We start from the raw sequence: 26,534 nt of genomic DNA, 5'->3' as shown, positions 1-26,534 counted from the left end.
CCTTCAGGAGGCACCATGTCTCTCGCCACCATGTCCGCGCAGATCACCGACTTCGCGAATCGCGCCGATCCGTACCCGCTCTACGCCGCACTGCGCGAGTCACCGGTCACGCGTCAGGACGACGGCTCCTACCTGGTCAGCACGTACTACGAGGTGCGGAGCCTGGCGAACGACCCGCGGCTCAGCAACGACCTGCGCAACCGGCCTCCCGGCGCCGGCGGCCCCGCCGTGGCCGAGGAGGACCCGAACCAGCCGCCCAGCTTCATCTTTCACGACCCGCCGGAACACGAACGGCTGCGCGACACGGCCATGCGGCAGTTCGGCCCCCCGCACAGCCCCAGGTTCCTCCACGACATGCGAGAGGACCTCGCCAAGATCATCACCGACCTGTTGGACCCGCTCGAAGGCAAGACCGAGGTCGACGTCGTCGACGATTTTGCCTACCCCCTTCCCGTCACGGCCATCTGCAAGATCCTCGGGGTGCCGCGCGAGGACGAACCGCTCTTCCACGGCTGGGCCGACACCGTGGCGTCCGGCCTCGATCCCAGCCAGGGCAAGGAAAAACCGCGCCAGGCACGCGTCGAGCTCGGCGCCTACCTGTCCGACCTGATCGACTCCAGGCGCCGCCACCCCGGCAACGGGATCCTCGGCCCCCTCGCCCGCGAAACCGGGCCCGGCGGCAGTATGTCGAAGGCGGAGCTGGTGGCCACCTCGATGCTGCTCCTGATCGCGGGCCACGAGACCACCGTCAACCTGATCAGCAATACGACGCTCACGCTGATGCGGCACCCCGACATCCTCAAGCGTTTCCAGAGCGAGCCGGGCCTGGTCGTCCCCCTCATCGAGGAAGTGCTGCGGTACGAACCGCCGGTTCAGTTCGTCCCGTTCACCATCGCGCTGTCCGACATCGACATCGCCGGCACCACCATCCCCAAGGGCTCGCAGGTGTGGCTCCTGCTGGCCTCGGCCAACCGCGACCCCAAGCGCTTCGCGGATCCCGACCGGTTCGATCCTGATCGCGAGGACAACCAGCACCTCGGGTTCTACACAGGTATCCACTACTGCTTCGGCGCCCCGCTGGCCCGGATGGAGGCGCAGCTCGCCCTGCCCCAGCTCTTCCGACGCATCGAGAACCCGCGGCTGTTGGCGGACCCGCCGCCCTACCGCGTCAACCCTGTCCTGCGTGGCCCCCGCCATCTTCCCCTGGCGATCGACGGCCTTGTCGCCTGAACCGGCAAAGGCACCGTCGTCGTGCCGGCGACTCAACAGGGGCGTGTGCGGCCGTTCCCTCGGGGCCGGTCGCCATGCCGTTCAGGTGGTCGGCCGGCCGAGCAGCGAGCGAGGCCGTGAGTCCAGGATCGACTCGGCCTCGTCGCAGATCGCGCGGATCACGTCGGCGGCCGGGCGCACGCCGTCGACGAAGGCTGCCGACTGGCCGTAGATGATTTCGCTCGTGTCGGGGTCGGGCGGGGCACCGAAGGGGTTGGTGCTTTCCGCGGGCTTGATCTCGTCCGCGCGGTCCCGCAGCGTTGATTCGCGCTCCGACCATTCGTCGGTGAAGCGGTTACGGCGGACGCGTTCGCCGATGCTCGCGGGCCACGGCAGTCCCGACACGATGTCGTAGGTCCGTGTCCACACGGTGTCGCCACCGTCGCTCTCGACGATCAGGCGCTTCTGGACGTCGTGCACCTCGACGGCCTCCGGGGTGGCGAGGAACGCCGTGCCCAGCCAGGCACCGTCCGCGCCGGCGGTGAGGACGGCGGCGAGCGTGCGTCCGTCGCCGATGCCGCCTGCGGCCAGCACCGGGAGTGCCGGGTACCTCCGGACGACCCCGGCGAGGAAGGGCAGCAGGCCCATCGTCCCGGTGTGGCCGCCTGCCTCGGTGCCCTGCGCCACGAGGACATCGGCCCCTGCGGCAACGGCCGCCTCGGCGTCCTCGTAGTTCTGGACCTGGCACATCACCCGGGATCCCGCCTCCTTGGCGCGGCCGAGCCACGGGTGCGGATCGGCGAACGACAAGGCGACGACGTCCGGCCGTTCCTCCAGCGTGGCGTCGAACAGCGGCTCGGTGAGCGGGAGGAGCGGCGTGATGAACCCGACGCCGAACGGCCGGTCCGTCGCGGCACGAATCGTCGCGATCTCCGCTCGGATCCAGTCGGGCCCCTTCCAGGGGTGCGTACCCCCGAAGCAGCCGAGCCCGCCGGCGACGGACACCGCGGCAGCGAGTGTCCCGCCGCTGTGCAGCGCCATGGGGGCCGACATCACCGGATGGGCAAGCCCGAACATCTCGGTGAATCTCGTCTGCACCATGCACGCACACTAATGGATCGGTGAAATACCGCCGGGTGACATGCCCGGCCGGCAGGGAGGACGGGGCAACCGTGGCGGCGCCCTGTGCGCAACCCGTGGCAGCAGATCGGCGGCAGGTTCCGGAGCCGGCATCACACCGCACGGTAGGTCCGCTCATCCAGCGCGCCGCGTCACCACATGCCCAGGAGGGCACCGGCCAGAGTGCGTCGCGCCCTGGATCGCCGCAGTCTGGACGCATGACCTATCGGTTCGCGACGAAGGGTGACCCATGAAGTTCGCAGTCATCGGCGGTACCGGTCTGATCGGATCGCAGGTCGTGAAGAAGCTGACCGCCGCGGGGCACGAGGCCGTACCGCACTCGCCGTCCACGGGTGTCGACGTGCTCACCGGTCAGGGCGTGGAGGAGGCGGTGGCCGGAGCCGACGGCATCGTCAATCTGACGAATTCACCGACCTTCGACGATGCTTCCCCCGCCTTCTTCCAGACCTCGATGGACAACCTCCTGGCCGCCGGCGACAAGGGCGGGGTGCGGCACTTCGTCATCCTCTCGATCGTCGGCGCGGACCGGGTACAAAACCTCGCCTATTACCGCGCCAAGGTCTTGCAGGAAGACCTCCTCAAGGCCGGGCCGCTCCCCTACTCGATCGTCCGCGCCACCCAGTTCATGGAGTTCATGGAGGCCACCATGTCCTGGACCACCGAGGGCGACACCGTCCGCCTGCCCACCACCCCCCTCCAGCCGATCGCCGCCCAGGACGTCTCCGACACCGTCGCCGAAGTCGCCGCCGGCAGCCCTCTGAACGCCACCCTCAGCGTCGGCGGACCCGACGTCTATCCCCTCGACGAGCTCGGCCGGATCACCCTGAACGCCCGGCCTGACGGGCGCACGGTCGTCACCGACGACACCGCCGGCATGTTCGCCGCGGTCGAGGGCGATGTGCTCACCACCAAGGGCGACGCACGCATCGCCCCCACCCACTACACCGACTGGCTCACCTGACCCGGCCGGCCCACCACTGGAGACCTCGCCATGTCGAACAACGAACGGGCAGCAGGCAGCGACGGGAGCCGACCGCGCTCGGAAGCATGGAAGACGGCGCTCACCGTGCTGCAGTCGGCGAAACCGCCGTTCGTTCCGGAAGGGGCGGAGGCGATGACGGTTGTGGTCGAGTTCCCTCCCGGCGACCCCGGTACCCCTCCGCACCGGCACTCGGGACCCGCCTTCGGCTACGTGCTGGAGGGGGAAATGCTCTTCGAGCTGGAAGGCGAGCCGGAGCGAGTGATCAAGGCCGGGGAGACGTTCTGGGAACCGGGCGGCGATGTCATCCACTACCAGGACGGAAACAACCGGTCGGACGTCCGCAGCCGCTTCGTCGTCACCATGCTCTGCGCACCGGGCCAGCCCATGCTCACGCTGGTCGAGGACGACGAACTGGCCCAGCGGCGGCACCTACGAGCTCCGCGTCCGGGCGCTTGACCCGGCACTGACAGCCGGGACCGATCGTCGGTGCGCCCGTCGCGGAGGAAGCCGTGTCGCCACCGAGCCGAGGCCCCAGCGGAGGGCGGTTCCTTGGAATGCGGCTGCGGAGGACGGGCAATTACAATGGACAAATACACCCATCAGGTGCTTGGACAAGGCGGCGGAGGCTCTGCCGACCGCCCCGCAGCCCGAGCGCAGCGCGGCCTCTTCAGCGCCCGCGCGCTGCACCACGCGCTTCTCGGAATTCCCAGGGAGTATTCCCATGGCTGGTCAAACTGCCTCCATCGTCCTTGAGCCCGAGGCACAGGAGCTCGCCGACGCGACCTCGCACCATCCGTTCCTGTACGAGCTGGAGCCGACCGCGGCACGCAAGGTGCTCGACGACCTCCAGGCCGCGCCGGTCGACAAGCTGCCGGTCGACGAGGAGTGGGTCTCGGTTCCGGCGGCGGTGGGCGATGTGCGGGTACGCATCGTCAAGCCGCAGGGCGCCATCGGAACACTGCCCGTCGTGTTGTACATGCACGGCGGTGGCTGGGTACTGGGCAATGCCGCTACCCACGACCGTCTGGTGCGGGAGTTGGCGGTGGGCGCCCGCGCGGCAGTGGCCTTCGTCGAGTACACGCCGTCACCCGAGGCGCACTACCCGGTGGCCATCGAGCAGGGCTACGCCACCGCGCAGTGGATCGTCCGCGACGGGGCGTCCAAAGGGCTCGATGCACAGCGCATGGCAGTGGCCGGGGAATCGGTCGGCGGAAACATGACCGCGGCTCTCGCCCTCATGGCCAAGGAGCGCGGCGACGTCACATTCATTCAGCAGTCGATGTACTACCCGGTCACGGATGCGGCCATGAACACCGGTTCCTACGACCAGTTCGCCACCGGTTACTACCTGAGCCGCAGGCTGATGGAATGGTTCTGGGACGCCTACACGACCGACCCGGAGCAACGCGCGGAGATCACCGCTTCTCCCAACGCCGCCACCACCGAGCAGCTGTCCGGCCTGCCACCGGCCCTGCTGATCGTGGATGAGGCGGACGTGCTGCGCGACGAGGGCGAGGCGTACGCCGCCAAACTCCGAGCAGCCCACGTCCCGGTGACCACGGTGCGCTACGACGGCACGGTCCACGACTTCATGATGCTCAACTCGCTGAGCGACTCCAAAGCCGCCCGCGGGGCCATCGACCAGGCAACGGCGTTCCTGCGCGACGCCCTCGGAACCACCCAGGACTAGGTCGTGTCTCTACGATCAGATATGTCGTCGCCCCGGGCATCCTCAGTAAGAGGGGCCTGGCGGACGGCGAATGGGTTGTGCTGGAGCCGCTGACCGAGTTCACGGGGGTGAAAGCGACACCAGTGACAACCGTGTGGTCCCCGCGCAGATTCCCATTTCGGCTGTGACGTTCCTCCACCACTGGGAGCCTTCTCGTCACGGCTCTCACCTGGGCATACTCCATGCCTGCTCCGCCTCACATCATCGACGGGCGTGGGCTGTTGTGAAGGGACTGGGGGAAGAGATGACGTTGGAGAGAGTCCCTGCGGGGAACGCGGGCACCTGGCTTCTGGGGGACCTCACGGTCAACCGGATCGGATTCGGCGCCATGCGATTGACCGGCAGGGCCGCCTTCCACCAGGGCATCGCGCGCAATCGCAACCAGGTGATCGGCGTACTGCGCCGCGCGGTGGAACTCGGCGTCAACCACATCGACACCGCTGCCTTCTACTTCTCGCGGCTACGCTCCGCCAACGAGCTGATCAACTCGGCATTGGCTCCGTATCCGGACGACCTGGTGATCGCCACCAAGGTCGGCCCCACGCGGGACGCGTCCGGTGCGTGGACGACCCCGGCCCGGCCCGATCAGCTGCGTGGCCAAGTCGAGGAGAATTTGCGTCAGCTCGGCCGCGACCACCTCGACGTGGTCAACCTGCGCCTCAAGGGCCAGGACTCGATCAGCGAGCACTTCGGCGCCCTCGCCGCGCTGCGTGAAGCCGGACTCATCCGCCACCTCGGCATCTCCGCCGCACGCCCCAGTCACCTGGCCCAAGCCCAAGCGATCGCCCCCGTGGTGTGCGTCCAGAACCGCCACGGCATCGACGCACGTGCCGGCACCGAGATGCTCCACACGTGCGCCGCACACGACATCGCGTTCGTGCCCTTCTTCTCCATCGCCGGCGAGGGACGCGAAGCAGGCGCCGTCCACGCCGAGCAGGAACAGATCCTCGCTGTCGCCCGTGCGCACGGAGTGTCGCCGACGCGGGTGCGTCTGGCATGGACCCTGCGGCAGGGCAAACATGTCCTGGCCATACCGGGAACGGGCAACCCGGACCACCTCATCGACAACCTGGCGGCAGGCTCACTGCATCTGACAAGGGAAGACCTCGAACTCCTCGATTCGATCAACTCCACTGCACCCTGATATCGGCTGCCAGCAGATGTGTGATCGGCTGCAGGCATTCAACCAGTGAGTAATCGTCGGGCGATGTCGTCGGCACATTCGGCAAGGTGATTGCCTTGATCAGGCCAACTTCCAGTCACCGACTGCGAGACGGCCGCGATTCTGGTGCGTTCGCCGGCATCGCCGTCGCCGACTCGGCGCTTAAATGTGCGGGATCGCGTCTGTGCCGGTCACCAGCAGTCCCCCGTCGTGTGGGACGACGTCAATTTCGCTTTCCGCCGTTACGACCCGTGGCTCGCCTACGGCCAGTCCCCACGATTCAGGGCCGAGGAGTGCGCGGAGACGTGTGTCGCGCCGGAAGGCACCCGGCAACGGGGCACACCAACCCCACGCCGTTCGGAGCGCAGGAAGCCTCCGGGGTGTATGCAGGAGATATGCGCGTCCGGCATGGCCTTACCGGCTTCAGGAGACCCTGGCGGCCAAGCACCGGGTTGATCACCATCCCCCTCGCCATCATCGCGGCGGTCACAGTGATCGACATCAACATCCCGGAGGCCATCCACCTGGGCCCGTTTCTGGTGGCCGCGCCGGCGATCACCGCTTCCTTCGCCGGTCCAGGCGTCACCGCCGCCATCGGCGCCCTCGCCGTAGCGGCCCAAGTGCTCATCGGGCAGCTGCACGGTGGCCTGATGACCGCGAACCACCTGGCCCAGGTCGCCGCCCTGTTCCTCATCTCAGTATTGGTGACCGTCTTCTGTTACGTGCGCGACCGGCGCGAGCGGGAGCTCGAAGAGATACGTACCGTTGCCACCACGGCACAGCGGGTGCTCGTACGGCCTCTGCCTCGCAGAGTCGGAGGACTGCGGATCGCCTCCAGGTACCTCGCGGCCGAGTCCGAGGCCCAGATCGGCGGCGACCTGTACGCGGCGGTGCCCTGCTGTGGTGCCACCCGCGTGGTCGTCGGCGACGTCCGCGGCAGAGGGTTGCCTGCCGTGGACGAGGCCGCGTCGATCCTCGGGGCCTTCCGGGGCTCCGCCTACCGCGAGCTTCCTCTGCCCGAGATCGTGGCGCACCTGGGAAACGTCGCGTACTGGAGCACGCGCCACCGCGCCGACGGCGATCCCGAAGCCGAGGAGTCGTTCACCACCGCGCTGGTTCTGGACATCCACGATGACGACCCCTTTATCGCGCTCGTGAACTGCGGTCACCCGCCGCCGCTGCTGCTCCGTGACGGCAAGGTCCGGACTCTGGAAGCCGACGAGCCCGCCCTCCCCCTCGGCCTCACCGCCCCCTCGGCGAGCGACTACAAGGTGGAAACCTTCTCGTTCGAGCTCGGCGACCTGCTGTTGCTGTACACCGACGGGGTCATCGAAGCCCGTGACCGGAGTGGCGCCTTCTATCCTCTGGCCGATCGGGTCACAGCCGGCAGCGCGGCCGCCCCCGACGCCCTCGTCCGCCACCTCCACGCCGACCTGCTCCGTCATGCAGGGGGAAACCTCGGCGACGACGCCGTCATCATCGCGATCGCCAAGAGCTCCTGAAGTCAGGCAATCGACTGTGGCGCGGCCCTGTCTCCGCACCGGCCGGCCGCGCGCCCGGCGGCGCACTGGTGAGCTGCGGGAGGCGGACCTGTCGGAGGCTGGATTGCGGGGCCTGCCAGAGACGCTTAGCGTGATGTCCAGGGTCCAAGGGCTCTCCGGTGCGGTGCGTGCGGCGGATGTGGCAGGGCATGTGCCGGGGTCCGGTCCGTCAAGGTGATCAATGTCGTCGGGGAGAGACGAAAGGTCACTCATGCCACCACAATCCATGCGCGCGCTCGTAGCCGGAAGAGTGGGTGAGCCGGCCGATGTCCTGCGGCTGGAATCCCGTCCTGTTCCCACGCCGGAAGCCGGGCAGGCGTTGATCCGGGTGAAGGCGACGCCGATTCACGCCAGTGACCTGCATGTGCTGCGTGGCCGTTACGGATTCTCCCCCGACTTCCCCACTGTCGGGGGGCACATGGAATGTGTGGGCCGTGTTGAGGCCCTGGGCCCGGATACCGAGGGGCTGAAGGTCGGCGAGCGCGTGGTGGCCGTTGTTGTCCCGGCGATACCCGGGCCGCCGCAGGTGGCCGGCACGTGGCAGGAATACCTTGTCGCCGATGCACGAAGGATCCTGCCGGTCCCCGATCATCTGAGCGACTCCACCGCCTGTCAGCTCGCCGTCAACCCGTTGACCGCGCTGCTCCTGGTGACGCGCGAACTCGACGTACAGCGGGATGAATGGCTGTTGCAGACGGCCGCGGGCTCCACCGTCGGCCGGATCGTCATACGGCTTGCCAGGCATCTGGGTGTGCGCACGATCAATGTCGTGCGCCGGCGCGATGCCGTCGAGGAGATCAGGACGCTCGGTGGCGACGAGGCCATCTGCACGGCGGACGAGGACCTGTTGCAGCGTGTGGCCGAGATCGCCGAACCGGCCGGAGTGCGCAAAGCCATCGACTGTGTCGCGGGCCCCGTGGGTGCCCAGGTATCCCAGGCATTGGCCCCGGGAGGAGAGGTCGTGGTCTACGGCGCGCTCTCCACCCACCGGCAGACCGACCCGGCAGCGCTGACGATCCCGCTGCCGGCGCGCTCGGTCATCTACGAGACCAAGACGGTCCGCGGCTTCTGGCTGAACCGCTGGTTCGGCGCCGCCTCACCCGCGGATGTCGTGCGCGCACTGTCCGAGGTGCGCGGTCTCGTCGCCGAGGAAGTGCTCAGCATCCCCCGAGGCGAGCCGTTCCCGCTCGAACGCTTCGCGGAAGCCGTCGCGTTCGCCGAAGCACCCGCGCACGGCGCAAAGCCGCTCTTCGTCTTCGAGGACAGCCGCGACGAGGACGACAGGTAGGACGCCGGTGGTCAGGCCAGTGCCGTGAGCCGAGGAGACACCCCTGCCCCTGAGAGCCGGCGGACCTACACCTTCAGGCTTCCGCACGTTCCCGAAGCCACGATCCCATTTCAGGCTCGGCACTCGTGGAGTTGGTCGGCGAGCGCGAGGTCGGGCCAGGGCAGGGCATCTGCTTCGGCGCTGGATTCGGCTGTGAGCCCCTGGACGGCGACGGTCAGGGATCGGGAAATCGTCCCGGCGCGCCCGCAGAAGGATTCCCTCGTCCAGCGTCCGGTGGTGTGGGTGTTCTGACGCAGGATCCGTAGTGCGCGTAGGAGCATGAGGGAGGTCAAGGGCTCACGGTCCCGGCAAGGGGGCGAAGAGGAGATGCGGCGGTGAGGTTCCGCATCGCCCGCGTCCAGATCGGCTGCCTGACGGGCCCAGTGCCGCGCGTGGCGCAACTCGCCGCGAGTGACGTACAGCAGGTACAGACATTCGGCTGAGGCTGCCTTGCCGGCACCTGCGGCGAACTGCCACAGGAACTCGGCCTGCTCGTCACGGCCGGCCAGATGCAGCAAGCAGGCGAAGGCCATGGAGCTGTCGGTGTCGATCTGGTGTGTCGTGGCCAGGCTGGCGATGTGCCGGGCGGCATACGGGCCTCGGACAGTCCAGGTTGACAGCGCTCGAAGCTGTCGGGCTGCCCGCTCTCTACGGGGTGCCGGAGCGGGGCGCCCGGCCGCGGCCGCGGGTGGACAGAGGACGGCGGGGTACGGGTAGCCGCCCCAGGCAGTGCCGCGCCGGACCGAGTCGGCGAATTCTTCCTCCAGTTGGCGTCGTTCCCGTTCCTCATCTGCCCCGAAGTCGTCGTCGGGAAAGGCACGGGCATCGTCCAGGAGGTCATCCAGGGTGCGCGGCTGCCGCATGGGGCGGTACTCCTCAGTCCTCGTGGTGTTCAGTGTCGGGTTCTAGGCCCAGTTCGCGAGCGATCCGGTTGCGGGCGTGGAAGCGGTGTGAGCGCACCGTGGCTTCGGAGATTCCCAGGATGCTGGCAGTCTTGGCCGTGCTGCAGTCGAGGACGTAATGCAGCACCATCACATCGAACTGCCGTGCAGGCAGACGGGCGATGGCGGGGTACAGTCCGACGCTGCTCTCCATGGCGGCGAATTCGTCCCGTGCATCCTCCAGCACCGCGCGGGCCACTCGCCGGAAGACGGCCGTCTCAGCCATGGCGGAATCCCGCCCCTGGGCCATGAGGACGTCGTCGACGGTCTCCTTGAGATGCGCCCAGGCGCTTGCGGCAGGGCTGGCCTCCTCCATGAGCCGCGTCCAGCCCTGCAGGAGGTTGAGGAAGACCGCGTGGACGACTCGGCCGGCGAGCCTCTCGTCGCCGAGATGGAGTTCCGCGTACTTCCGGTAGGCCCCGTGGAAGCGACCATGAAAGACCCAGAAGGCCAGCGGGATCCGCTGCGGTGCATGCACGCCAGCGCTCGGCGCCATCGCGCCGATCTTCCTGTTCTCCCTCACGCCTCCTCCCCCTCGCCGACCGGAAGGGACAGGGACATCTCCGTGAGCCGACGGGGCGGCCCCTCGGTACGCCGGTGATCAGCCAGCGAAGCGGCCCCCACCTTGACGACTACTGCGAGCCCCCGCCTTGCCAGACGCACCGCATCGGGGGCGAAGGCACGCACAGCCGTGGCTATCACCAGCGCGCCAATGAGCAGATTGAACAAGATGATTCCTTCCAGTAGTCGGCACCGGGCCAGCCCCCGCAAGCCCAACTGCATTGCGTGCCGGAGGACTTCACTGCCCTCAAGGAACAGCTAAGCGGCCCAGGATGGCCAAACGTGGAAGTCCCCTCAGAGGAATTTCGATCGACCGTGGCAGCTGAGCTTCCGAAGACGCCCACTGCGCGACACCTACCGACCGGTAGACGCACAGCAAAGATCTGGACACTTACCGTGACCAAGTCTTTTTCGAGGGCGCGAATCCCTTGACGTCGAGACTCCGCCGACAGGCCGATGAAGAGTGATGTGCATCACAGTGCGGTGCGGCGATGAATTCGCGGTGGCAGCTATGCCGAACCGTGCGTTGGCGAGCGAGGCCACGGGTGGACCGTTGGCTTGCCACCCTGCGGGGGATCAGTGAGTGCCCCGGGCGTCACGAGTTGCGAGCACCGGCGCTGCCACCAGCGGCGCGCCGCCCTTCTGGCACGGCGTCGCTGGGTGGACGGTCTCCCGGTTCGCCGGATGCCGCCGCGGTGAGGGCATCCGCCGAGCCCATGACGGCAGACGGCGGCGAGTGCCGTGACGTGAGACGTTCGGGGAGCGGCATGCGACGGCTCCTCAGAGGGCGAGTTCGGGCCGGTAGTGGTCCAGCCACAAGGCCAGGTCGACGACGCGTTCGAGGCGGAGGCGGTGGCCCCATTCCAGTCGGTCGGGCGGGGTGTCGAGGCAGGGTTTGAGCTGGGTCTCGTCGGCCAGGGCCCGGGCCTGATCGGTGGCCAGGGCGTCGCGGGCTAGGCCCTGGAGGCCGCGGTTGTAGTCGGGGTGGTGGGTGGCCGGGTAGTGGTTCTTGGGCCGGTGCAGCACGGAGCCGGGCGCGAGACCGGCGCCGGCGGCGCGCAGCAGGCTCTTCTCCCGGCCGTCGAAGCTCTTCAGCGTCCACGGCGTGGCGAAGGCGTACTCGACGAGGCGGTGGTCGCAGTACGGGACGCGGACCTCCAGGCCCTGCGCCATGCTCAACCGGTCTTTCCGGTGCAGAAGTTGGCGCAGCCAGCGGGTCAGGGACAGGTGCTGCATCTCGCGTTGCCGGTGCTCGGCGGGGGTTTCGTCGTCGCGGTGCGGTACGGCGGCCAGCGCGCTGCGGTAGGTGTCCTCGCGGAACTCCGCGATGCGCAGGTCGAGTGCCGGGTTGAGCGGCATGGCGGCCTCGTCGCCGGTGACGAGGAGCCAGGGGAAGGTGGCGGCGTTCAGGGCCTTCGGGGAGTGGAACCAGGGGTAGCCGCCGAAGACCTCGTCCGCGGCCTCGCCGGAGACGGCCACGGTGGAGTGCTTGCGGATCTCGCCGAAGAGCAGATACAGGGAGGTGTCCATGTCGCCGACGCCGATCGGTGAGTCCCTCGCCACCACGACCGCCTTACGGTGCTCGGGGTCGAGCAGCGCGAGCGGGTCGAGGACGACCGTGCTGTGGTCGGTGCCGAGGTAGGTGCCGGCCTCGGCGGCGAACGGGGTGTCGTGGCCGGTGCGCAGGACGTCGCCGGTGAACTGCGCGGCCTGGTCGCTGTAGTCGACGGCGTAGGAGCGGATGCGGGCGTCCGGGCCTTCGCGCAGGCGGAGTTCGTCGGCGAGCAGCGCGGTCAGGACCGTGGAGTCGATGCCGCCGGACAGCAGGCTGCACAGCGGGACATCGGCCTCCAGCTGGCTGCGGGCGGCCGCGCCGACCAGCTCACTGATCCGTTCGACGGCCGTGTCCCGGTCGTCGTCATGAGCGTCGGCCGCCAGCTGCCAGTAGCGGCGCTCGCGGATGCCGTCGCGGTCCAGTGCGAGCAGGCCGCCGGGTTCCACCTCGCGCACCCCGGACCACACTGTCGGCCCGGTGTTGAAGAGCAGGCCGTACGCCTCCCGCAGCCCGTCGGCGTCCACCCGTGGCCGGATCTCCGGGTGGGCGAACAGGGCCTTGGGTTCGGAGGCGAAGGCCAGGCCGCCGTCGACGGCGGCCCAGTACAGCGGTTTGACGCCGAGGCGGTCGCGTACCAGCAGGAGCCGCTGGGCACGGTCGTCCCACACGGCGAAGGCGAACATGCCCTCCAGGTGGTCGGCGAGATCCGCACCCCATTCGGCGTACGCGCGCAGCACCACCTCGGTGTCGCTGCGGGTGTGGAAGCGGTGCCCCCGGCCGCGTAGTTCGGCGCGCAGGTGGTGGTGGTTGTACACCTCGCCGCTGTAGCTGAGCACGGTGGTCGGGTGGTCGGGCCGGTCGGTCATCGGCTGTACGCCACCGCCCGGGTCGATGACGGCCAGGCGACGGTGACCGAGCGCGGTGTGCTCGCCGAGCCAGGCACCGTACGCGTCCGGGCCTCGTGGAGCGAGGGTGGCCGTCATGGCGTCGAGTACCGGGCCCTGGGTGCGGGCGTCGTGGTGGAAGGACACCCATCCGGTGATTCCGCACATAGGAGTGCTCCTGGGTCAGTCGTGGGCGGCCGACGCGGTGTCGGTCGCGTTCTCGGGGACGGCAGCGGGCCTTTTGCCGGGCAGGGCGAGCAGGGGTACGGACAGGCACGCGGCGAGGGCGGCCAGGGCGAGCGCGGCCCGTGCGCCCGCATGAGGTCCGGTCAGCCCCCAGGCGGCGGTGGCCAGCGCGGGGCCGAGGGTGAAGCCGAGGCTTCGGGCGAGCTGCACCGTGGCTCCCACGGTCGCGATCCGGTCCGGTGGTGCCGCGCCCATGACGAGCGCCTGGGTCGGGCCGCCGTTCAGGCCCAGTCCGATGCCCGCGAGCGCCAGCCGCCAGGCGACGTCCAGCGGTGTCCAGCCGCCGCCCAGGGGGAGCAGCAGGAGCAGGCCGACGGCGGTGAGGGCGGCGCCGGTGACCGCGACCGGCCGGGCGCCGATGGCGGTCCCCCCTGCTGCAGCGGAGCCGCGGACTCGGAAGAGGTCGGCGAGACGCCCGCCGAGTGGCCCGGCCACCGCCATGCCGAGAGGGAAGGCGAGCACGGTCAGCCCGGTCGTGGTGGCGCTGACGCCGTCATCGCGCTGGAGGTGGAGGGCGACGACGTAGTGCATGGCGGCGAATCCGGCGGCCAGGGCCAGCACAGCCCCGTGCGCCCGGAACAGGCCCGCCGTCCGGAGCGCGCCGGCCACCGGACGCCCGCCCGGCCCGCGCAGCCACCACCACAGCGGGGGTACGGCGGCGAGGGCGAGCAGCAGCCAGGCAGGGCCTTCCGGCGTCAGCGTCAACGCCAGCAGCACGAGCGCGGTACCCGTGCCCACCAGCAGTGCGTCGGCCACCGACCGACGCTCAGGAGCACGCGGTCCGCCGTCCCTGGGCATCGTCCTCCAGACCACGACCAGGGCGAGCACACAGAAGGGAATCTTCACCAGGAACACGGAACGCCAGCCCAGGTGGTCCAGCAGCATGCCGCCCACGGCGGGTCCGATCACCGCGCCCAGTGGGCCCAGGGTGGCGGGCACGCTCATCGCCCGTCCGCGCAGCTCCGGTCGTACGGAGCGGAGCGCGAGGACCGGCATGAGCACGAACAGCACCGCCCCGAACGCGCCCTGCAGCAGGCGGGCGGCGGTCAACCAGGCCATCCAGGGCGCCGCGGCAGCCAGTGCGCTGCACACGCCGAAGCCGCAGGTCGCCGCCAGCACGGCGGAGCGCAGCGCCAGCCCGTCGAGCCACTGTCCCACCGGCAACAGTAAGGCCACGACCGGCAGTTGGTAGCCCAGCACCGCCCACTGCGCGGCTGCTGTGGACACCCCCAGACCATCGGCGATGTCGGCCAGGGCCACGTTGACGATGTTCATGTCGAGCATCGCCACGAACGCCAGCACGCCCGCCACGGCGACCAGTGGCCAGCGGTCCTCGCCCCTGGATATGTGACCGGTGGGTATGTGACCGGCCTGTTCCGTACCGGGACCGTCGTGGGTCACCCTTCTCCCCTCACCGCCACGAGTGAGCTGCCGGGCAGCAGCCTCGCCCCATAAGTCGGGGAGGGATTGTGGCGAGTTCCCGGTGCTGTCCAAGAACATGACCGAAGGGATGAGGAACTCCGTGCTCCACTCAGCCGACTGCTGAGGCGAGGGAGTCGACGTGAATGCTCCCCGTCCGCAGATCCACACCGGCGAAAGCCCCTGACCCCAGGAGTCCCCCATGGCCCAGAAGCGGTACCACGTCACCGGCATGACCTGTGAGCACTGCGTGGCGAGCGTGACGGAAGAAGTCTCCGAGGTGCCGGGGGTGAGCGAGGTCGTGGTCGACCTCGCGGCGAACAGCGTCACGGTGCACGGCACGGACCTCGATGACGGGCGGCTGCGCGCTGCCATCGTCGAGGCCGGTTACGTCGTGGCCGACTCGGTCGCCGCCTGACCCGTACCCCCACGGGCCGGGCAGGACGTTGTCGCCTCCTGCCCGGCCGTGTTCATCCGCCGGCCGTGTTCATCCGCCGGTCGGTACTTCCGCCGGTGCGGGCGTCTCCGTGCCGGCCGGCGCCCGGTGGTCGAAGGCGATCAGTGGGTCACCGGTGAGCGGGTGGTCGACCACCGCGGCCCGTACGCCGAACACCTCGGCCAGCAGGGCGGGAATGAGGACTTCGCGCGGTGGCCCGGAGGCGATCACCGCTCCGGCGTGCAGGACATGCAGTCGGTCGCACACGGAGGCGGCCGCGTTGAGGTCGTGCAGCGAGACCAGCGTCGTACGGCGCTGGGCACGCAGCAGGGCGAGGAGTTCGACCTGGTGGCGGATGTCGAGGTGATTGGTCGGCTCATCCAGCACCAGCACGTCGGGGTCCTGGCAGAACGCGCGGGCCAGCAGGACGCGTTGGCGTTCGCCGCCGGACAGGGCCGTGAACCGGCGCCCGGCCGCCGCGGCCATGCCGACGTCCGCGAGCGCCCGGGCGACGATGTCCCGGTCAGCGGCGTCATCCCCCGCGAAGGCCCGCTTATAGGGTGTGCGGCCCATCGCGACGACCTCGTGGACGGTGAGTTCGAACTCGCTCTGCCTCTCCTGCGGCAACGCCGCCACGTGCCTGGCCGACCGGACCGCGGACAGTTCGCGGAGGTCGGTACCGGCCAGCAGAACCCGTCCGGCGGTCGGCGTCAGGTGCCGGTAGACCGTGCGCAGCAGCGTGGACTTGCCACTGCCGTTCGGCCCGACCAGACCGGTGATCTCACCCTCGGCCGCCACCAGGTGGGCCCCCGCCACGACCGTACGGCCGGCGTAGGCGACGCTCAGGTCTTCGATGTCGATTCTCAACTGCCGCTCCCCAGGCGCCGGTCCAGCAGGTACAGCAGGGCCGGAGCCCCGATGAGTGAGGTGACCACGCCGACCGGCAGTTCCTGCGAGTCCATCGCCGTACGGCAGACGATGTCGACCACCACCAGGAGCAGCGCCCCGAACAGCGCCGAGACCGGCAGCAGGCGACGGTGGTCGCCGCCGACGACCAGGCGGCAGACGTGCGGCACCATCAGCGCGACGAAGGCGATCGCGCCGGACACCGCCACCAGGACGCCGGTCAGCACGCTGGTCACCGTGAACAGCTCCCGGCGCAGCCGGGCGACGTGGACGCCGAGCCCGGCCGCGGTCTCGTCGCCCATCATCAGGGCGTTCAGCCCCCGGGCCCGCGCCTGGAGCCACAGCAGGGCGAGCGGGACCACGATCGCGGGCACGGCCAGGACCGGCCAGCTCGCGCCGCTCAGACTGCCCATGAGCCAGAACAGCACGCTGTGCGTCTGCTGCTCGTCCCCGGCCTGCAGCACCAGAAAGCTCGTGAAGCCGGACAGGAACTGGCCGATCGCCACGCCGGCCAGCACCAGTCGGAGCGGGGCGAACCCTCCGCCCCGCCGGGCGACGGCCCAGACGAGGGCGAAGGTGGCCAGAGCTCCGGCGAAGGCCGCACCCGACAGCCCCAAGCCGAGCACCCCGCCCGTGCCGAGGCCGAGGACGAGGGAGGCGACCGCTCCCAGGGACGCTCCGTTGGAGATGCCCAGCAGGTAGGGGTCGGCCAGCGGGTTGCGCACCAGTGCCTGCACCGCCGTGCCGACGACGCCGAGCCCGGCGCCCACGAGCGCGGCCAGCACGGCACGGGGGACGCGCAGTTGCCACACGATCAGGTCGTTCGTGCCCGGCCGCGGCGCCTCGCCGGACAGCCGCCGCCACACCACGCTCCACACCTCGCCGGGCGGGATCGACGTCGATCCCCAGGCCACGGCGGCCGTCAGCGCGGCGAGAAGCGCGAGGCCGAGCACGAGCGCCAGCGGTCCGGCGGGCAGGCTGCGGGCGTCCTGGGTCTCGCCGGTGGTCTTGCGGCGGGACGCGGACAACGTGGACAGCACGGCTAGCCGACCTTGCCCGGGTAGAGAGTCTTGGCGATCTTCTCGACCGTCTCGGCGTTCCGGACGCCGGCGATGGTGGTGGGCTCGGATCCGATGCGCACGAAGTGCCCCTCCTCGACCGCCTTCAGGCCCTTGGTCGCCGGGTTGGTCTCCAGCCACTTCCGGGCCTCGTCGAACGCCTTCTTGTTCGCCGCCTGGCTGCCCCGGTCGCGCACGCCGAGCTGGATCCAGTCCGGGTTCTTGGCGATCACGTCCTCCCAGCCCACCTGCTTGTTGTCGCCCTCGCAGTCGGCGAAGGCGTTGCGGGCCCCGGCCAGGGTGATCACCGCGTTGGCGACCTGGCGGTTGCAGACGACGGTGGGCTGCTTGGTGCCGGCGTCGTAGTCGAAGAAGAAGTACGTCGGCCGCTTGCCCGCCGCCGTACCACCGACCGCCTTCTGGACCGCGCCGACCTTCTCCTTCATCCCGGCGACGAGTTCCTCCGCCTTGGCGCTCGTGCCGGTGACCGCGCCGAGCGAGGTGATGTCGGCCTCCACCGCCGACAGATCCCGCACGGGCTTCTTGCTCCGCGCCGCGCAGGCGGTGGACTTCAGGTAGATGTGCTTGATGCCCGCCGCCGTGAACTCCTCCTCGGTCGGCGCATCGCCCATCCCTCCCCCGCCACTCATGCCTCCCATCGACGCGAACGTGTCGATGTACAGATCGGCGCCGGAGCCGAGGAGCTTCTCCTTCGGGATCACGTTCCGGCTGAGCACCTTGACCTGCTGCCCCTGCGCATCCAGCGCGCCGGGCAGCGTGCCCTTGCCGGGCGGGAAGCCGGTGCCGACCACCTTGTCCCCGGCGCCGAGGCGGAGCAGCAGCTCCAGGCTGGAGGCGTTGCTGGTGACGATCGCCTTCGGGGCGTCGGAGAAGGTGGTCCTGGCCCCCATGCAGTCGGTGACGGAGACCGGGTAGGCCCCTGCCCCGGACTTCCCGGTACGCCCGTCCGCCGCGTTCCTCTCCCCGCCGCCGCAGCCGGCAGCCAGCAGGCCGCCCAGCACGACGGCCGCCGTACCGCCCCACACACGAGATCGCATCGATACCCTCCCAGATCCACTCGGCGTGCGGACGAACCTCCGCCACCTGCCTGAGTAGTCGGGACAACCTGCTGCCGAGTTCCCACCACCCGTCAGCAGGTGGGCTGACGTGGATGGCGTGACGTGACTCCGGTGCGTCCGGCCTCCGGACCTGGTGAGGGACGGCACGGCACCTCGCCCCCGCGGGACTGCACCTCACCCCGCGAGCAGCGCTGGTGCGAGTTCCCGGTCTCGTCACCGAGCGCATCACACCACCGAAGGAAAGTGCCTCCTCGTGCACTCGGGCATCATCGGGCAGGCGGCAGGGCTGTTCGCCGTCACCAACGTCGACGACCTCCTGATCCTCGCGCTGTTCTTCGCCCAGGGCGCGGGGAATCGCGGCTCCACGCTCCGCATCGTGCTCGGTCAGTACCTGGGCCCTCGCCCGCTGGGGCCACGTCCTGCTGCCGCTGGTCCTCATCACCATCGGCCTGCTCATCCTCAGCGAAGCGGCATCCTCGGCCTGACCTCCCCGCCCCGCCGACGACCACCCGGCCGCTGCCGCTCACAGCCGGGGCCGGTCGAGCAGACGCGACAGCACGATCACACTCTCGGTGCGGTCGATGACGGGAGCCTCCCGGACCCGCTGAACGGCCTGCTCCAGGTGCGCGAGGTCCCGGGCGAGCATGTGCAGCATCGCGTCCGCAGCACCGGAGACCGTGCACGCCTCGACGGCCTCCAGGATCCCCTCCAGAGCCCGCTGCGGAGCGGCGGGGGTGGGGTTGCCCTTGCAGTACACCTCGACGAACGCCTCGGTCCGCCAGCCGGATGATCCGCGGACTGGCCGTCAACGGCGAGGCCCCTTCATGGGTTTGCACGGAAGCGGATGAGTCCTCCGTGATATGTTCTGCGCCGCTGTGCGCTGCTGCGAACTGAGGAGGTGAGACCGATCAACGCTGTGACAGGTCGGGGCTCCCTCTCTCGCATGGCCTAGGGAGTGCCCGCAGAAGGCATCCCGAAAGGCTTGCAACGCTATGCGCTTCACCTCTGAGACGTCGTCCGACGGCATCTGCGAACAACTCTTTACCCTCGGCGAGATTCCCGGCGTGCTCTGGACGGCAGAAGGTGCCGCCGGTACTCGGCCCCTCATCCTGATCGGACACGGCGGCGGCCGGCACAAGAAAGCTCCCGACGTCGTGGCCCGTGCGCGTCGCTTCGTGGCGGAATGTGATTTCGCGGTGGTGGCGGTCGACGTGCCTGGCCATGGCGACCGGCCGACGGATGAGGAGTACGACCGGATCGCGACCGAGAACCAGGCTCGCGTGGAGGCCGGTGAAGAGGTGGCTCCGCTGATCGCCGGCTTCCAGGCGCTCGTGGCCCGCCAGACCGTCCCGGAATGGCGAGCGGTCCTGGACGCGGTCCAACGGCTTGAGCACGTCGGCCCTGGTCCGGTGGGCTACTGGGGGGTCTCGTTGGGTTGCGGACTCGGCGTTCCGTTCGTAGCCGCCGAACCCCGGGTCCGTGCAGCGGTGCTGGGCTTGGGCGGCGCGCACGCGACGGCCGAGGCCGCCGCGCGGATCACTGTCCCGGTGGAGTTCCTGCTGCAGTGGGACGATGAGCGGGTGCCGCGGGCCCAGAGCCTGACGCTGTTCGACGCCTTGGCCTCCACCGAGAAGACCCTCCACGCCAACCCCGGCAAGCACGGGGAGATCCCGGCCTACGAACTGGAGAGCACGCTACGGTTCTTCGCCCGGCACCTCGGCTGACAGCGTCACCCACGGTCCGCGGCGCGCCGATCGGGATCCGTTCCCGATCGGCGCGTTCAGCGAACACCGGTCGGCGCAGCCGGCGGACTTCCTTGTCACCGAGGTCCCACCGCAGGTCCGGGCCCGCGTCGATCTCGCCGTCACGGAAGAGGCTCAGTCGAGACAGAACTCGTTGCCCTCGATGTCCTGCATCACGATGCACGACTCGTTCTCGTCATCGGCAAGCATCGTGCGCACGTGTACCGCACCGAGCGCCGAGAGTCGTGCGCGTTCGGCCTCCAGCGTGGCGAGGCGCTCGTCGCCCACGAGTCCGGTGCCGGCCCGCACGCAAAGATGCACCCGGTTCTTGACGATCTTCCCTTCGGGAACCCGCTGGAAGAGCAGGCGCGGGCCCGCACCCGAGGGATCACTGCAGGCGAAGTAGTTGACCTGCTCCTCAGGCGGCAGCGAGTGGTGGTACTCCTCCCACGTGGCAAACCCCTCCGGAACCGGCGGTACGACGTACCCCAACACCTCGCACCAGAAGCCGGCGAGGCGCGCGGGTTCTGCGCAGTCGAAGGTGACCTGGAACTGCTTGATCGATGACATCGGCGCACCATAGCAGGGGGCCTGTACTCAACTCTCGGCGTTTTTCCCGATGTTGTCGGGCGCACAGTCCCTGCGGGCCGCTGCCCTGCCCTGCCGTGCCGTGCGGTCGCGGGGGAACCGTTGTCGATGCCTCCGAGGGGTTGCCCGCGGTGCGGACCAGACCGTCCAGCAGGCTCGCCCCGCCCGGCCCGGCCCCACTCGGTCGACGCTCAGACATCGCCAACACCCAGACGTTACGGCGTGCCGCGCGAGCGTCACCGCCCGTAGCCCGTTCCGGACGCCCGCACCACCTCCACTGGGTAGCCCACCCCGCCCGCGACCCTCCATCCGGGCGAGCCCCTACTATCGTCGGGCGTCCTCCGACGGACGCTGACGCCCGCTGGGTCGTGCCCGCCGCCCCGCACCCGGCACGACGACTCCACGGCATGGCCGAGGAGTCGAGCATCGAGGAGAGGAACGTTCATGCGCGCCCGGAGCATCGCCACGGCCACCGCAACTGCACTGGCACTGGTGGCCGCTCGTGATCTTGTCCAGAAGAAGCACGCACTGCTCCGGAACTTCCCCGTGCTCGGGCACGCCCGGTACTTGCTGGAGACGATCGGTCCCGAGCTGCGGCAGTACATAGTGACCTCCAACGACGAAGAGCGCCCGTTCAGCCGCGACCAGCGCACCTGGATCTACGCGTCGGCGAAGGGGGAGAACAACTACTTCGGGTTCGGAACCGACAACGACGTCGAGCACATGCAGGGGCACGCGTACCTGAAGCAGCGCACGTTCGCCGGCGCATTGCCCGACCTGCACGACCCGCAGGCCCCGCTGCCGTCGGCCAAGGTGCTGGGCGGGCCGCGCGGGCGCGCCAAGGCGTTCCGGCCGGCGAGCGTCGTGAACATCTCGGCGATGAGCTTCGGATCGCTCTCCGGCGCCGCGATCACAGCGCTCAACAAGGGGGCGGCGCTGGCGGGCACCCTGCACAACACGGGCGAGGGCGGTCTCTCGCCGTACCACCGCAACGGCGGCGACCTCGTCCTTCAGATCGGGACGTCCTACTTCGGGTGCCGCAACGAGGACGGCAGCTTCAACATCGACAAGCTCAAGGACGTGGTCGCCGGCGCCCCGGTCAAGGCGATCGAGATCAAGCTCTCCCAGGGTGCCAAGCCCGGACTGGGCGGAATGCTGCCGGGCGCGAAGGTGACACCGGAAATCGCCGAGATCCGCGGCATCCCGCTCGGCGAGGACTGCGCTTCCCCGTCGCGGCACACCGCGTTCGACGACGTCGACTCGATGCTCGACTTCGTCGAACTGCTCGCCGCCGAGACCGGCCTGCCGGTCGGGATCAAGAGCGCCGTGGGCGAGATGGAGTTCTGGCAGGAGCTGGCCACGCTGATGGCGCGTGGTGACCGTGGCGTCGACTTCGTGACCATCGACGGCGGCGAGGGCGGCACGGGGGCGGCGCCGCTGACCTTCTCCGACTCGGTGTCGCTGCCCTTCCGGATGGGCTTCTCCCGGGTCTACGGCGCCTTCGCCGAACGGGGGCTGACCGACGACCTGACGTTCATCGCCTCCGGCAAGCTCGGCCTGCCCGAGAACGCCGCGGTCGCCTTCGCTCTGGGCGCCGACATGATCAACGTGGCCCGTGAGGCGATGCTGTCGATCGGCTGCATCCAGGCGCAGAAGTGCCACACCGACAAGTGCCCCACCGGCATCGCCACCCAGAGCCCGTGGCTGGCCCACGGCCTCGACCCGGCCTCGAAGGCCACCCGGGCCGCCGTCTACCTGCGTACTCTCCGCAAGGAACTGCTGAAGGTCTCGGCGGCCGTCGGTGTCGCCCACCCGGCGCTGATCACGGCCACGGACATCGAGATCATGAACGGCGACTACGAGGCCCGCACCCTGGCCGGCGTGTACGGCTACAAGGACGGCTGGGGCGAGCTCGGCCCGGACCTCGCCGAGGAGATCACCGCGCTGCTCACCACCGAGCGCCCCTCCGACGAGAAGCCGACCGCAGGCCAGATGCCGACCGCCTGACGCGCCGGTCACGGCAGGCGCCGCGCTCGCTGCTCCCCTGCCCGGTGCGCGCGTGGCGCCGGCTGGTGGCACCCTTGTCTTCTCTGCTCCACGAACAGCCCCTGCCTAGGTGATCAGAACATGAACGAAAAAGTGAGATTCCCGAGCGTCGTCGGCCCCGAACTGGCCGGCGCGATCGACCTGCCGGACGGCGAGATCCGCGGCTGGGGGATCTTCGTGCACGGATTCACCCTCGGCAAGGGGTCGCCGGCCGCGTCGCGTGTCAGCAAGCAGCTGGCACGTGAGGGGATCGGCATGCTGCGCTTCGACAACCTCGGGATCGGGGACTCCGACGGCGACTGGGGGGACGGTTCCTTCACCGTCAAGGTCCAGGACACGATCCGTGCCGCGGCCATGATGGCGGAGCGCGGGACCCCGGCAGACCTGCTGGTGGGGCACTCGTGGGGAGGCGCCGCGGTCCTCGCCGCGGCGGCCGAGGCCACCGGCGTCCGCGCGGTCGCCACGATCGGGGCGCCGGTCGATCCCAGCCACGTCGAGCGGCAGTACGACGCGGTCGTGGATCGCGTGCTCAGTGAAGGATCGCACGAGTGGTTCGTCGGCGGGCGGACCCTGGTACTCAAGCGCGCCTTCGTCGAAGACGTCCGCCGTGCCCACCTGCGGGACCGGATCGGCGAGTTGGACCTGCCGCTGCTCGTCCTGCATTCACCGACCGACAACACCGTCGACATCGAGAACGCCGGAGAGATCTTCCGCGAGGCACGGCACCCGCGAAGCTTCGTCTCACTCGAAGGAGCCGACCACCTCCTGACCGCCCGGGGACAAGCACAGCGAGCCGCCCACATCATCAGCGCCTGGGCCGATCAGTACATCCCCGGACCTTAGCCCGCCGGAGACACCTCTCAGGTGGTGAAGCGGTCGCGCGGATAGGTGCGGGGGCAGGGGCGGGTGGGGCGGTCGTCCCAGCGGCGGGTGCTCCGGGCGCGTCGGAACGGGCTGCGCACGGTGACTCCCGGGGGCCATGGCACCAGGGCACCCTGTCACTTTGTGTTACCCTCAGGCGTTTGTACGGCTGTGACGGCTGTGACGGCCGGCGATTCCGCTCGTCCGCTCCCCCGCCTGTTCGTCGGCTGCTCATGTCCTGCCGGGCCTTCCTCGGTACGTTCCGCATACGGAAGGCTCTCCGTGAACCACCCGGACCACCTCGACACCTCGCACGGCGCCCCCGCCCAGCCGGTGCCCCCCACCCCGACGCTGCCCCCGGTCGGCTCCTTCGCCGACCTGGCACTGCCGGCCGAGGTGCTGCGAACGCTCACCGAGCGCGGCGTGCGCGAGCCCTTCCCGATCCAGGCAGCCACGTTGCCCAACGCCCTCGCGGGACGCGATGTCCTGGGGCGCGGGCGCACCGGATCGGGCAAAACCCTCGCCTTCGGCCTGCCGCTGCTCGCACGGACGGCCGGGCGGCGCGCGGAGCCCAAGCAGCCCCTCGCCCTGATCCTCGTGCCTACCCGGGAGCTGGCCCAACAGGTCACCGAGGCACTCGCGCCGTATGCCGACGCGCTCCGGCTGCGGATGACCGCGATCGTCGGCGGCATGTCGATCGGCCGGCAGGCCGCTGCGTTGCGCGACGGGGCCGAGGTCATCGTCGCCACCCCTGGCCGCCTGCACGACCTCATCGAGCGCAAGGCATGTGGCCTGGGGCGGGTGCGGATCACCGTCCTCGACGAGGCTGACCAGATGTGCGACATGGGCTTCTTGCCGCAAGTCACCGGGGCGCTCGATCAGGTGCACCGCGACGGCCAGCGGATGCTGTTCTCCGCCACCCTGGACCGCGACGTCGACCACCTGGTCCGGCGCTACCTCCATGACCCCGTCGTCCACTCGGTCGACCCGTCCGCGGGCGCGGTCACGACCATGGACCACCACGTGCTGGTCGTTCATGGCCCGGACCGGTATGCCGTCGCCACGGAGATCGCCGCCCGCGACGGCCGCGTCCTGCTGTTCCTGGACACCAAGCACGCGGTCGACCAGCTCACCCGCCACCTGCGGGCCAGCGGGGTGGATGCCGCCGCCCTGCACAGCGGCAAGTCGCAGCCGCAGCGCACCCGTACCCTCGCGCAGTTCAAGAACGGCCAGATCACCGTCCTGGTGGCGACCAATGTCGCGGCCCGGGGCCTGCACGTCGACGACCTCGATCTCGTGGTCAACGTCGACCCGCCCACCGACCCCAAGGACTATGTGCACCGCGCGGGCCGCACCGCACGGGCCGGTGGGTCCGGCCGCGTCGTCACGCTGGTGCTCACGGGCCAGCGGAGGGAGATGAGCCGCCTGATGGCAGAGGCCGGTATCGAGCCGACCACGACCAGGGTGCGCTCGGGTGAGGCGGAGCTGAGCCGGATCACCGGGGCCAAGGCCCCCTCCGGCGCCGCGCTCGACGGTAAGTCCGCCGCCCGCCGCGAAAAGAACACCCATACCCCCTTCCGTGGCCTGGGCACCAGCAAGGACGCCTCCCGCGCCGGCGGCGGCAAGTCCCGCAAGGCCGCCGAGGCCCGTAAGCTCGCCGAGGCCCGCAAGGCAGCCCGGGTGCGCCGCGGCGGCTGAGAGCCGGCCCTCATCGCCGGACATTCCTGATCGCATAAGGGCTGCCGTGGCCCCCGGGATGCCCAGGCCGGCATCGCATGCGCCGGTCGACGGCACATCAGCATGCCTCTGAACTCCGGAACAGCAGCTCAATTCGCCGGTGTCCGGCAGCACGTGCCTTCTTCACGGCGCCCGACGAGGCGGCGGTCCATCCGCGGCCTGCTTCCGGGCTCAAATCTGCGTGGCTGCCGTGGTGTTGCTCCAGGCCATGCGAAGGGGTGAGTGCGGCCTGTTGCGGCAACCAGGGAAGTGTTTTCGGTAGGTTTCCCGGATAAGAGCCCGTCGGTCAACCGGCCCCTTCGATACGCAGTGACACCACCACCGCGTTGCGATCGCCGTCCCGTCTACGAGACTTCCAGCGAGGTGCCCCATATCCAGCGCTACGTCCGATAACTCCGCGCCTGCATATATCGATACGACACGACCCAGTATCGCGCGGGTGTACGACGCTTTCCTCAACGGCAAAGACAACTATGAGGTGGACCGCGAGGTAGTTCGGAGTGTGCGGAAGGCCGTTCCGGAGGTGCCGGACCTGGCAGTCGAGAACCGCGCCTTCCTGATCCGCACCTGCCGGTTCCTGGCCGGCCGGACAGGCGTCACCCAGTACCTGGACTGCGGCTCGGGCCTACCGACCGCGGAGAACACCCATCACGTGGTGCAGCGGGTCAACCCGGACTCGCGGGTCGTCTACGTGGACAACGACCCAGCAGTGCTGGCCCATGGCCGGGCGCTCCTGGAGGAGAACGAGAACACCGTCCTCGTCTCCGAGGACATCTTCGAACCGGAGAAGCTGCTGCAGAACGACCTCGTACGGTCCAAGCTGGACTGGAACGAGCCGATCGCGCTGCTGCACATGGGCACACTGCACCACTGCACGGACGAGGACACGCGCTCTCGCAAGGACATCATGCGCGCCTACATCGACGCGCTGCCGTCGGGCTCCTACGTGGCGATCAGTCACTTCCTGGACCCGGAGGACGAACACAGCCAGGTCGCCCGGAAGATGGAGTACATGTTCCTGCACAGCACAATGGGCAGTGGCACCTTCTCCACCAGGGCCGAACTGCAGGAGCTCTTCCACGGTCTGGAGATGGTCCCTCCGGGCCTGGTTCCCTGTAGCGACTGGTGGCCGGACGGCCCGCAGCTCAAGGAGAAGAGCGCGGCCCAGCGGTGCATCGCCGGCGGCGTCGCCCGTAAGTCATGAGCCATGGACACGTCCGCCGCGGACACGACTGACTCGTGACGTTGTGCATGGGGCGCGGCATCCCCGTCTCGATGCCGCGCTGCAACTGGCCCGATCTGTCGGGAGAACGGCATCTCCACTTCAGGAGGCGGGCGTGCCGCGCGTCAGACGTGGCCACCGCACTACCCGGAGGCTGCGACTC

At 69.6% G+C, this 26,534-nt stretch carries 24 protein-coding genes; 13 read left to right on the top strand and 11 right to left on the bottom strand.

What is annotated here, in order from left to right; genetic code table 11:
* The first annotated feature begins 15 nt into the window (after positions 1-15).
* Entirely contained in the window at positions 16-1,230 is a 1,215-nt protein-coding gene (locus tag K7396_RS34330) for a cytochrome P450 (RefSeq protein ID WP_086719920.1), read from the top strand.
* An 81-nt stretch (positions 1,231-1,311) separates the two neighbouring features.
* Here the strand turns inward: K7396_RS34330 and K7396_RS34325 are convergent, their stop codons facing one another.
* Positions 1,312-2,310, bottom strand: a complete 999-nt coding sequence (locus K7396_RS34325; RefSeq protein WP_107421223.1) for an NAD(P)H-dependent flavin oxidoreductase — start codon at positions 2,308-2,310, stop codon at positions 1,312-1,314.
* A 268-nt stretch (positions 2,311-2,578) separates the two neighbouring features.
* On the opposite strand from K7396_RS34325, the gene K7396_RS34320 reads away from it, so the two are divergent.
* The 6 genes from K7396_RS34320 (at position 2,579) to K7396_RS34295 (ending at position 9,051) form a co-directional block, all read left to right on the top strand.
* Positions 2,579-3,310 (top strand): SDR family oxidoreductase, encoded by a 732-nt coding sequence (locus tag K7396_RS34320; RefSeq protein ID WP_086719916.1) that lies wholly within the window; start codon positions 2,579-2,581, stop codon positions 3,308-3,310.
* A 30-nt stretch (positions 3,311-3,340) separates the two neighbouring features.
* Positions 3,341-3,787: a cupin domain-containing protein gene (locus K7396_RS34315; protein ID WP_086719914.1), complete on the top strand. Its 447-nt coding sequence runs from the start codon at positions 3,341-3,343 to the stop codon at positions 3,785-3,787.
* 265 nt (positions 3,788-4,052) lie between these two features.
* Entirely contained in the window at positions 4,053-5,021 is a 969-nt protein-coding gene (locus K7396_RS34310) for an alpha/beta hydrolase (protein WP_086719912.1), read from the top strand.
* 283 nt (positions 5,022-5,304) lie between these two features.
* Positions 5,305-6,204: an aldo/keto reductase gene (locus tag K7396_RS34305; protein ID WP_086719910.1), complete on the top strand. Its 900-nt coding sequence runs from the start codon at positions 5,305-5,307 to the stop codon at positions 6,202-6,204.
* Between the two features lie 413 nt (positions 6,205-6,617).
* Positions 6,618-7,724 (top strand): PP2C family protein-serine/threonine phosphatase, encoded by a 1,107-nt coding sequence (locus K7396_RS34300; RefSeq protein ID WP_152105295.1) that lies wholly within the window; start codon positions 6,618-6,620, stop codon positions 7,722-7,724.
* A gap of 265 nt (positions 7,725-7,989) precedes the next feature.
* Complete coding sequence (locus K7396_RS34295) at positions 7,990-9,051, top strand: zinc-dependent alcohol dehydrogenase family protein (RefSeq protein ID WP_086721595.1); 1,062 nt, start codon at positions 7,990-7,992, stop codon at positions 9,049-9,051.
* A gap of 110 nt (positions 9,052-9,161) precedes the next feature.
* On the opposite strand, the gene K7396_RS34290 is transcribed toward K7396_RS34295, so the two are convergent.
* The 5 genes from K7396_RS34290 to K7396_RS34270 all read right to left on the bottom strand — a co-directional run bounded on the left by K7396_RS34290 (position 9,162) and on the right by K7396_RS34270 (position 14,678).
* Positions 9,162-9,953, bottom strand: a complete 792-nt coding sequence (locus K7396_RS34290; RefSeq protein WP_086721594.1) for a hypothetical protein — start codon at positions 9,951-9,953, stop codon at positions 9,162-9,164.
* A 13-nt stretch (positions 9,954-9,966) separates the two neighbouring features.
* Positions 9,967-10,554: a sigma-70 family RNA polymerase sigma factor gene (locus K7396_RS34285; protein ID WP_223660317.1), complete on the bottom strand. Its 588-nt coding sequence runs from the start codon at positions 10,552-10,554 to the stop codon at positions 9,967-9,969.
* A complete protein-coding gene (locus tag K7396_RS34280) occupies positions 10,551-10,760 on the bottom strand; it encodes a hypothetical protein (RefSeq protein WP_143589281.1) in 210 nt (69 codons plus the stop codon). The genes K7396_RS34285 and K7396_RS34280 overlap by 4 nt, the downstream gene beginning before the upstream one ends.
* 612 nt (positions 10,761-11,372) lie before the next feature.
* Positions 11,373-13,199, bottom strand: coding sequence for an asparagine synthase (glutamine-hydrolyzing) (gene asnB, locus K7396_RS34275; RefSeq protein WP_086721592.1), 1,827 nt, complete (start codon positions 13,197-13,199; stop codon positions 11,373-11,375).
* Between the two features lie 15 nt (positions 13,200-13,214).
* Positions 13,215-14,678: an MFS transporter gene (locus K7396_RS34270; RefSeq protein ID WP_223660316.1), complete on the bottom strand. Its 1,464-nt coding sequence runs from the start codon at positions 14,676-14,678 to the stop codon at positions 13,215-13,217.
* Positions 14,679-14,898: 220 nt separating this feature from the next.
* Here K7396_RS34270 and K7396_RS34265 point away from each other — a divergent pair, with 220 nt between their 5' ends.
* On the top strand, positions 14,899-15,114 hold the full coding sequence (locus K7396_RS34265) for a heavy-metal-associated domain-containing protein (RefSeq protein WP_086721590.1): 216 nt from the start codon (positions 14,899-14,901) through the stop codon (positions 15,112-15,114).
* A 69-nt stretch (positions 15,115-15,183) separates the two neighbouring features.
* Here K7396_RS34265 and K7396_RS34260 read toward each other — a convergent pair whose 3' ends face one another.
* From K7396_RS34260 to K7396_RS34245, 4 genes are all read right to left on the bottom strand, one after another.
* Positions 15,184-15,999 carry an ABC transporter ATP-binding protein gene (locus K7396_RS34260; RefSeq protein WP_086721589.1) on the bottom strand — a complete coding sequence of 272 codons (816 nt, stop codon included), beginning with the start codon at positions 15,997-15,999 and terminating at the stop codon, positions 15,184-15,186.
* Positions 15,996-17,078, bottom strand: a complete 1,083-nt coding sequence (locus K7396_RS34255) for a FecCD family ABC transporter permease (protein ID WP_086721588.1) — start codon at positions 17,076-17,078, stop codon at positions 15,996-15,998. Before K7396_RS34255 ends, K7396_RS34260 begins: the two co-directional genes overlap by 4 nt.
* Before the next feature lie 2 nt (positions 17,079-17,080).
* A complete protein-coding gene (locus K7396_RS34250) occupies positions 17,081-18,154 on the bottom strand; it encodes an ABC transporter substrate-binding protein (RefSeq protein WP_174887044.1) in 1,074 nt (357 codons plus the stop codon).
* A 544-nt stretch (positions 18,155-18,698) separates the two neighbouring features.
* Complete coding sequence (locus K7396_RS34245; protein WP_223660315.1) at positions 18,699-18,932, bottom strand: Lrp/AsnC ligand binding domain-containing protein; 234 nt, start codon at positions 18,930-18,932, stop codon at positions 18,699-18,701.
* A gap of 235 nt (positions 18,933-19,167) precedes the next feature.
* On the opposite strand from K7396_RS34245, the gene K7396_RS34240 reads away from it, so the two are divergent.
* Positions 19,168-19,899, top strand: coding sequence for a dienelactone hydrolase family protein (locus K7396_RS34240; RefSeq protein WP_086721587.1), 732 nt, complete (start codon positions 19,168-19,170; stop codon positions 19,897-19,899).
* 153 nt (positions 19,900-20,052) lie between these two features.
* On the opposite strand, the gene K7396_RS34235 is transcribed toward K7396_RS34240, so the two are convergent.
* Positions 20,053-20,487 carry a VOC family protein gene (locus K7396_RS34235; RefSeq protein WP_152105286.1) on the bottom strand — a complete coding sequence of 145 codons (435 nt, stop codon included), beginning with the start codon at positions 20,485-20,487 and terminating at the stop codon, positions 20,053-20,055.
* 462 nt (positions 20,488-20,949) lie between these two features.
* On the opposite strand from K7396_RS34235, the gene K7396_RS34230 reads away from it, so the two are divergent.
* The 4 genes from K7396_RS34230 (at position 20,950) to K7396_RS34215 (ending at position 26,353) form a co-directional block, all read left to right on the top strand.
* Complete coding sequence (locus tag K7396_RS34230) at positions 20,950-22,512, top strand: FMN-binding glutamate synthase family protein (protein WP_152105285.1); 1,563 nt, start codon at positions 20,950-20,952, stop codon at positions 22,510-22,512.
* 120 nt (positions 22,513-22,632) lie between these two features.
* Positions 22,633-23,394 carry an alpha/beta hydrolase family protein gene (locus K7396_RS34225; RefSeq protein WP_152105284.1) on the top strand — a complete coding sequence of 254 codons (762 nt, stop codon included), beginning with the start codon at positions 22,633-22,635 and terminating at the stop codon, positions 23,392-23,394.
* A gap of 300 nt (positions 23,395-23,694) precedes the next feature.
* Complete coding sequence (locus K7396_RS34220; protein WP_152105283.1) at positions 23,695-25,110, top strand: DEAD/DEAH box helicase; 1,416 nt, start codon at positions 23,695-23,697, stop codon at positions 25,108-25,110.
* A gap of 370 nt (positions 25,111-25,480) precedes the next feature.
* Entirely contained in the window at positions 25,481-26,353 is an 873-nt protein-coding gene (locus K7396_RS34215; RefSeq protein WP_425275740.1) for an SAM-dependent methyltransferase, read from the top strand.
* The last annotated feature ends 181 nt before the right edge of the window (positions 26,354-26,534 follow it).

Origin of the sequence: Streptomyces angustmyceticus (genome assembly GCF_019933235.1) — a bacterium.
In the GTDB taxonomy this organism is placed as follows: Bacteria; Actinomycetota; Actinomycetes; order Streptomycetales; family Streptomycetaceae; genus Streptomyces; species Streptomyces angustmyceticus.
Note: the sequence above shows the minus strand (reverse complement) of the source record. Positions and strands in the feature narration are given on the sequence as shown.

What these genes read in the sequence shown, in the direction of transcription:
- K7396_RS34330 (WP_086719920.1), top strand. Translation starts at nt 16, where the DNA reads ATGTCTCTCGCCACCATGTCCGCGCAGATCACCGACTTCGCGAATCGC.
- K7396_RS34325 (WP_107421223.1), bottom strand. Translation starts at nt 2,310, where the DNA reads ATGGTGCAGACGAGATTCACCGAGATGTTCGGGCTTGCCCATCCGGTG.
- K7396_RS34320 (WP_086719916.1), top strand. Translation starts at nt 2,579, where the DNA reads ATGAAGTTCGCAGTCATCGGCGGTACCGGTCTGATCGGATCGCAGGTC.
- K7396_RS34315 (WP_086719914.1), top strand. Translation starts at nt 3,341, where the DNA reads ATGTCGAACAACGAACGGGCAGCAGGCAGCGACGGGAGCCGACCGCGC.
- K7396_RS34310 (WP_086719912.1), top strand. Translation starts at nt 4,053, where the DNA reads ATGGCTGGTCAAACTGCCTCCATCGTCCTTGAGCCCGAGGCACAGGAG.
- K7396_RS34305 (WP_086719910.1), top strand. Translation starts at nt 5,305, where the DNA reads ATGACGTTGGAGAGAGTCCCTGCGGGGAACGCGGGCACCTGGCTTCTG.
- K7396_RS34300 (WP_152105295.1), top strand. Translation starts at nt 6,618, where the DNA reads ATGCGCGTCCGGCATGGCCTTACCGGCTTCAGGAGACCCTGGCGGCCA.
- K7396_RS34295 (WP_086721595.1), top strand. Translation starts at nt 7,990, where the DNA reads ATGCGCGCGCTCGTAGCCGGAAGAGTGGGTGAGCCGGCCGATGTCCTG.
- K7396_RS34290 (WP_086721594.1), bottom strand. Translation starts at nt 9,953, where the DNA reads ATGCGGCAGCCGCGCACCCTGGATGACCTCCTGGACGATGCCCGTGCC.
- asnB (WP_086721592.1), bottom strand. Translation starts at nt 13,199, where the DNA reads ATGTGCGGAATCACCGGATGGGTGTCCTTCCACCACGACGCCCGCACC.
- K7396_RS34265 (WP_086721590.1), top strand. Translation starts at nt 14,899, where the DNA reads ATGGCCCAGAAGCGGTACCACGTCACCGGCATGACCTGTGAGCACTGC.
- K7396_RS34250 (WP_174887044.1), bottom strand. Translation starts at nt 18,154, where the DNA reads ATGCGATCTCGTGTGTGGGGCGGTACGGCGGCCGTCGTGCTGGGCGGC.
- K7396_RS34240 (WP_086721587.1), top strand. Translation starts at nt 19,168, where the DNA reads ATGCGCTTCACCTCTGAGACGTCGTCCGACGGCATCTGCGAACAACTC.
- K7396_RS34235 (WP_152105286.1), bottom strand. Translation starts at nt 20,487, where the DNA reads ATGTCATCGATCAAGCAGTTCCAGGTCACCTTCGACTGCGCAGAACCC.
- K7396_RS34230 (WP_152105285.1), top strand. Translation starts at nt 20,950, where the DNA reads ATGCGCGCCCGGAGCATCGCCACGGCCACCGCAACTGCACTGGCACTG.
- K7396_RS34225 (WP_152105284.1), top strand. Translation starts at nt 22,633, where the DNA reads ATGAACGAAAAAGTGAGATTCCCGAGCGTCGTCGGCCCCGAACTGGCC.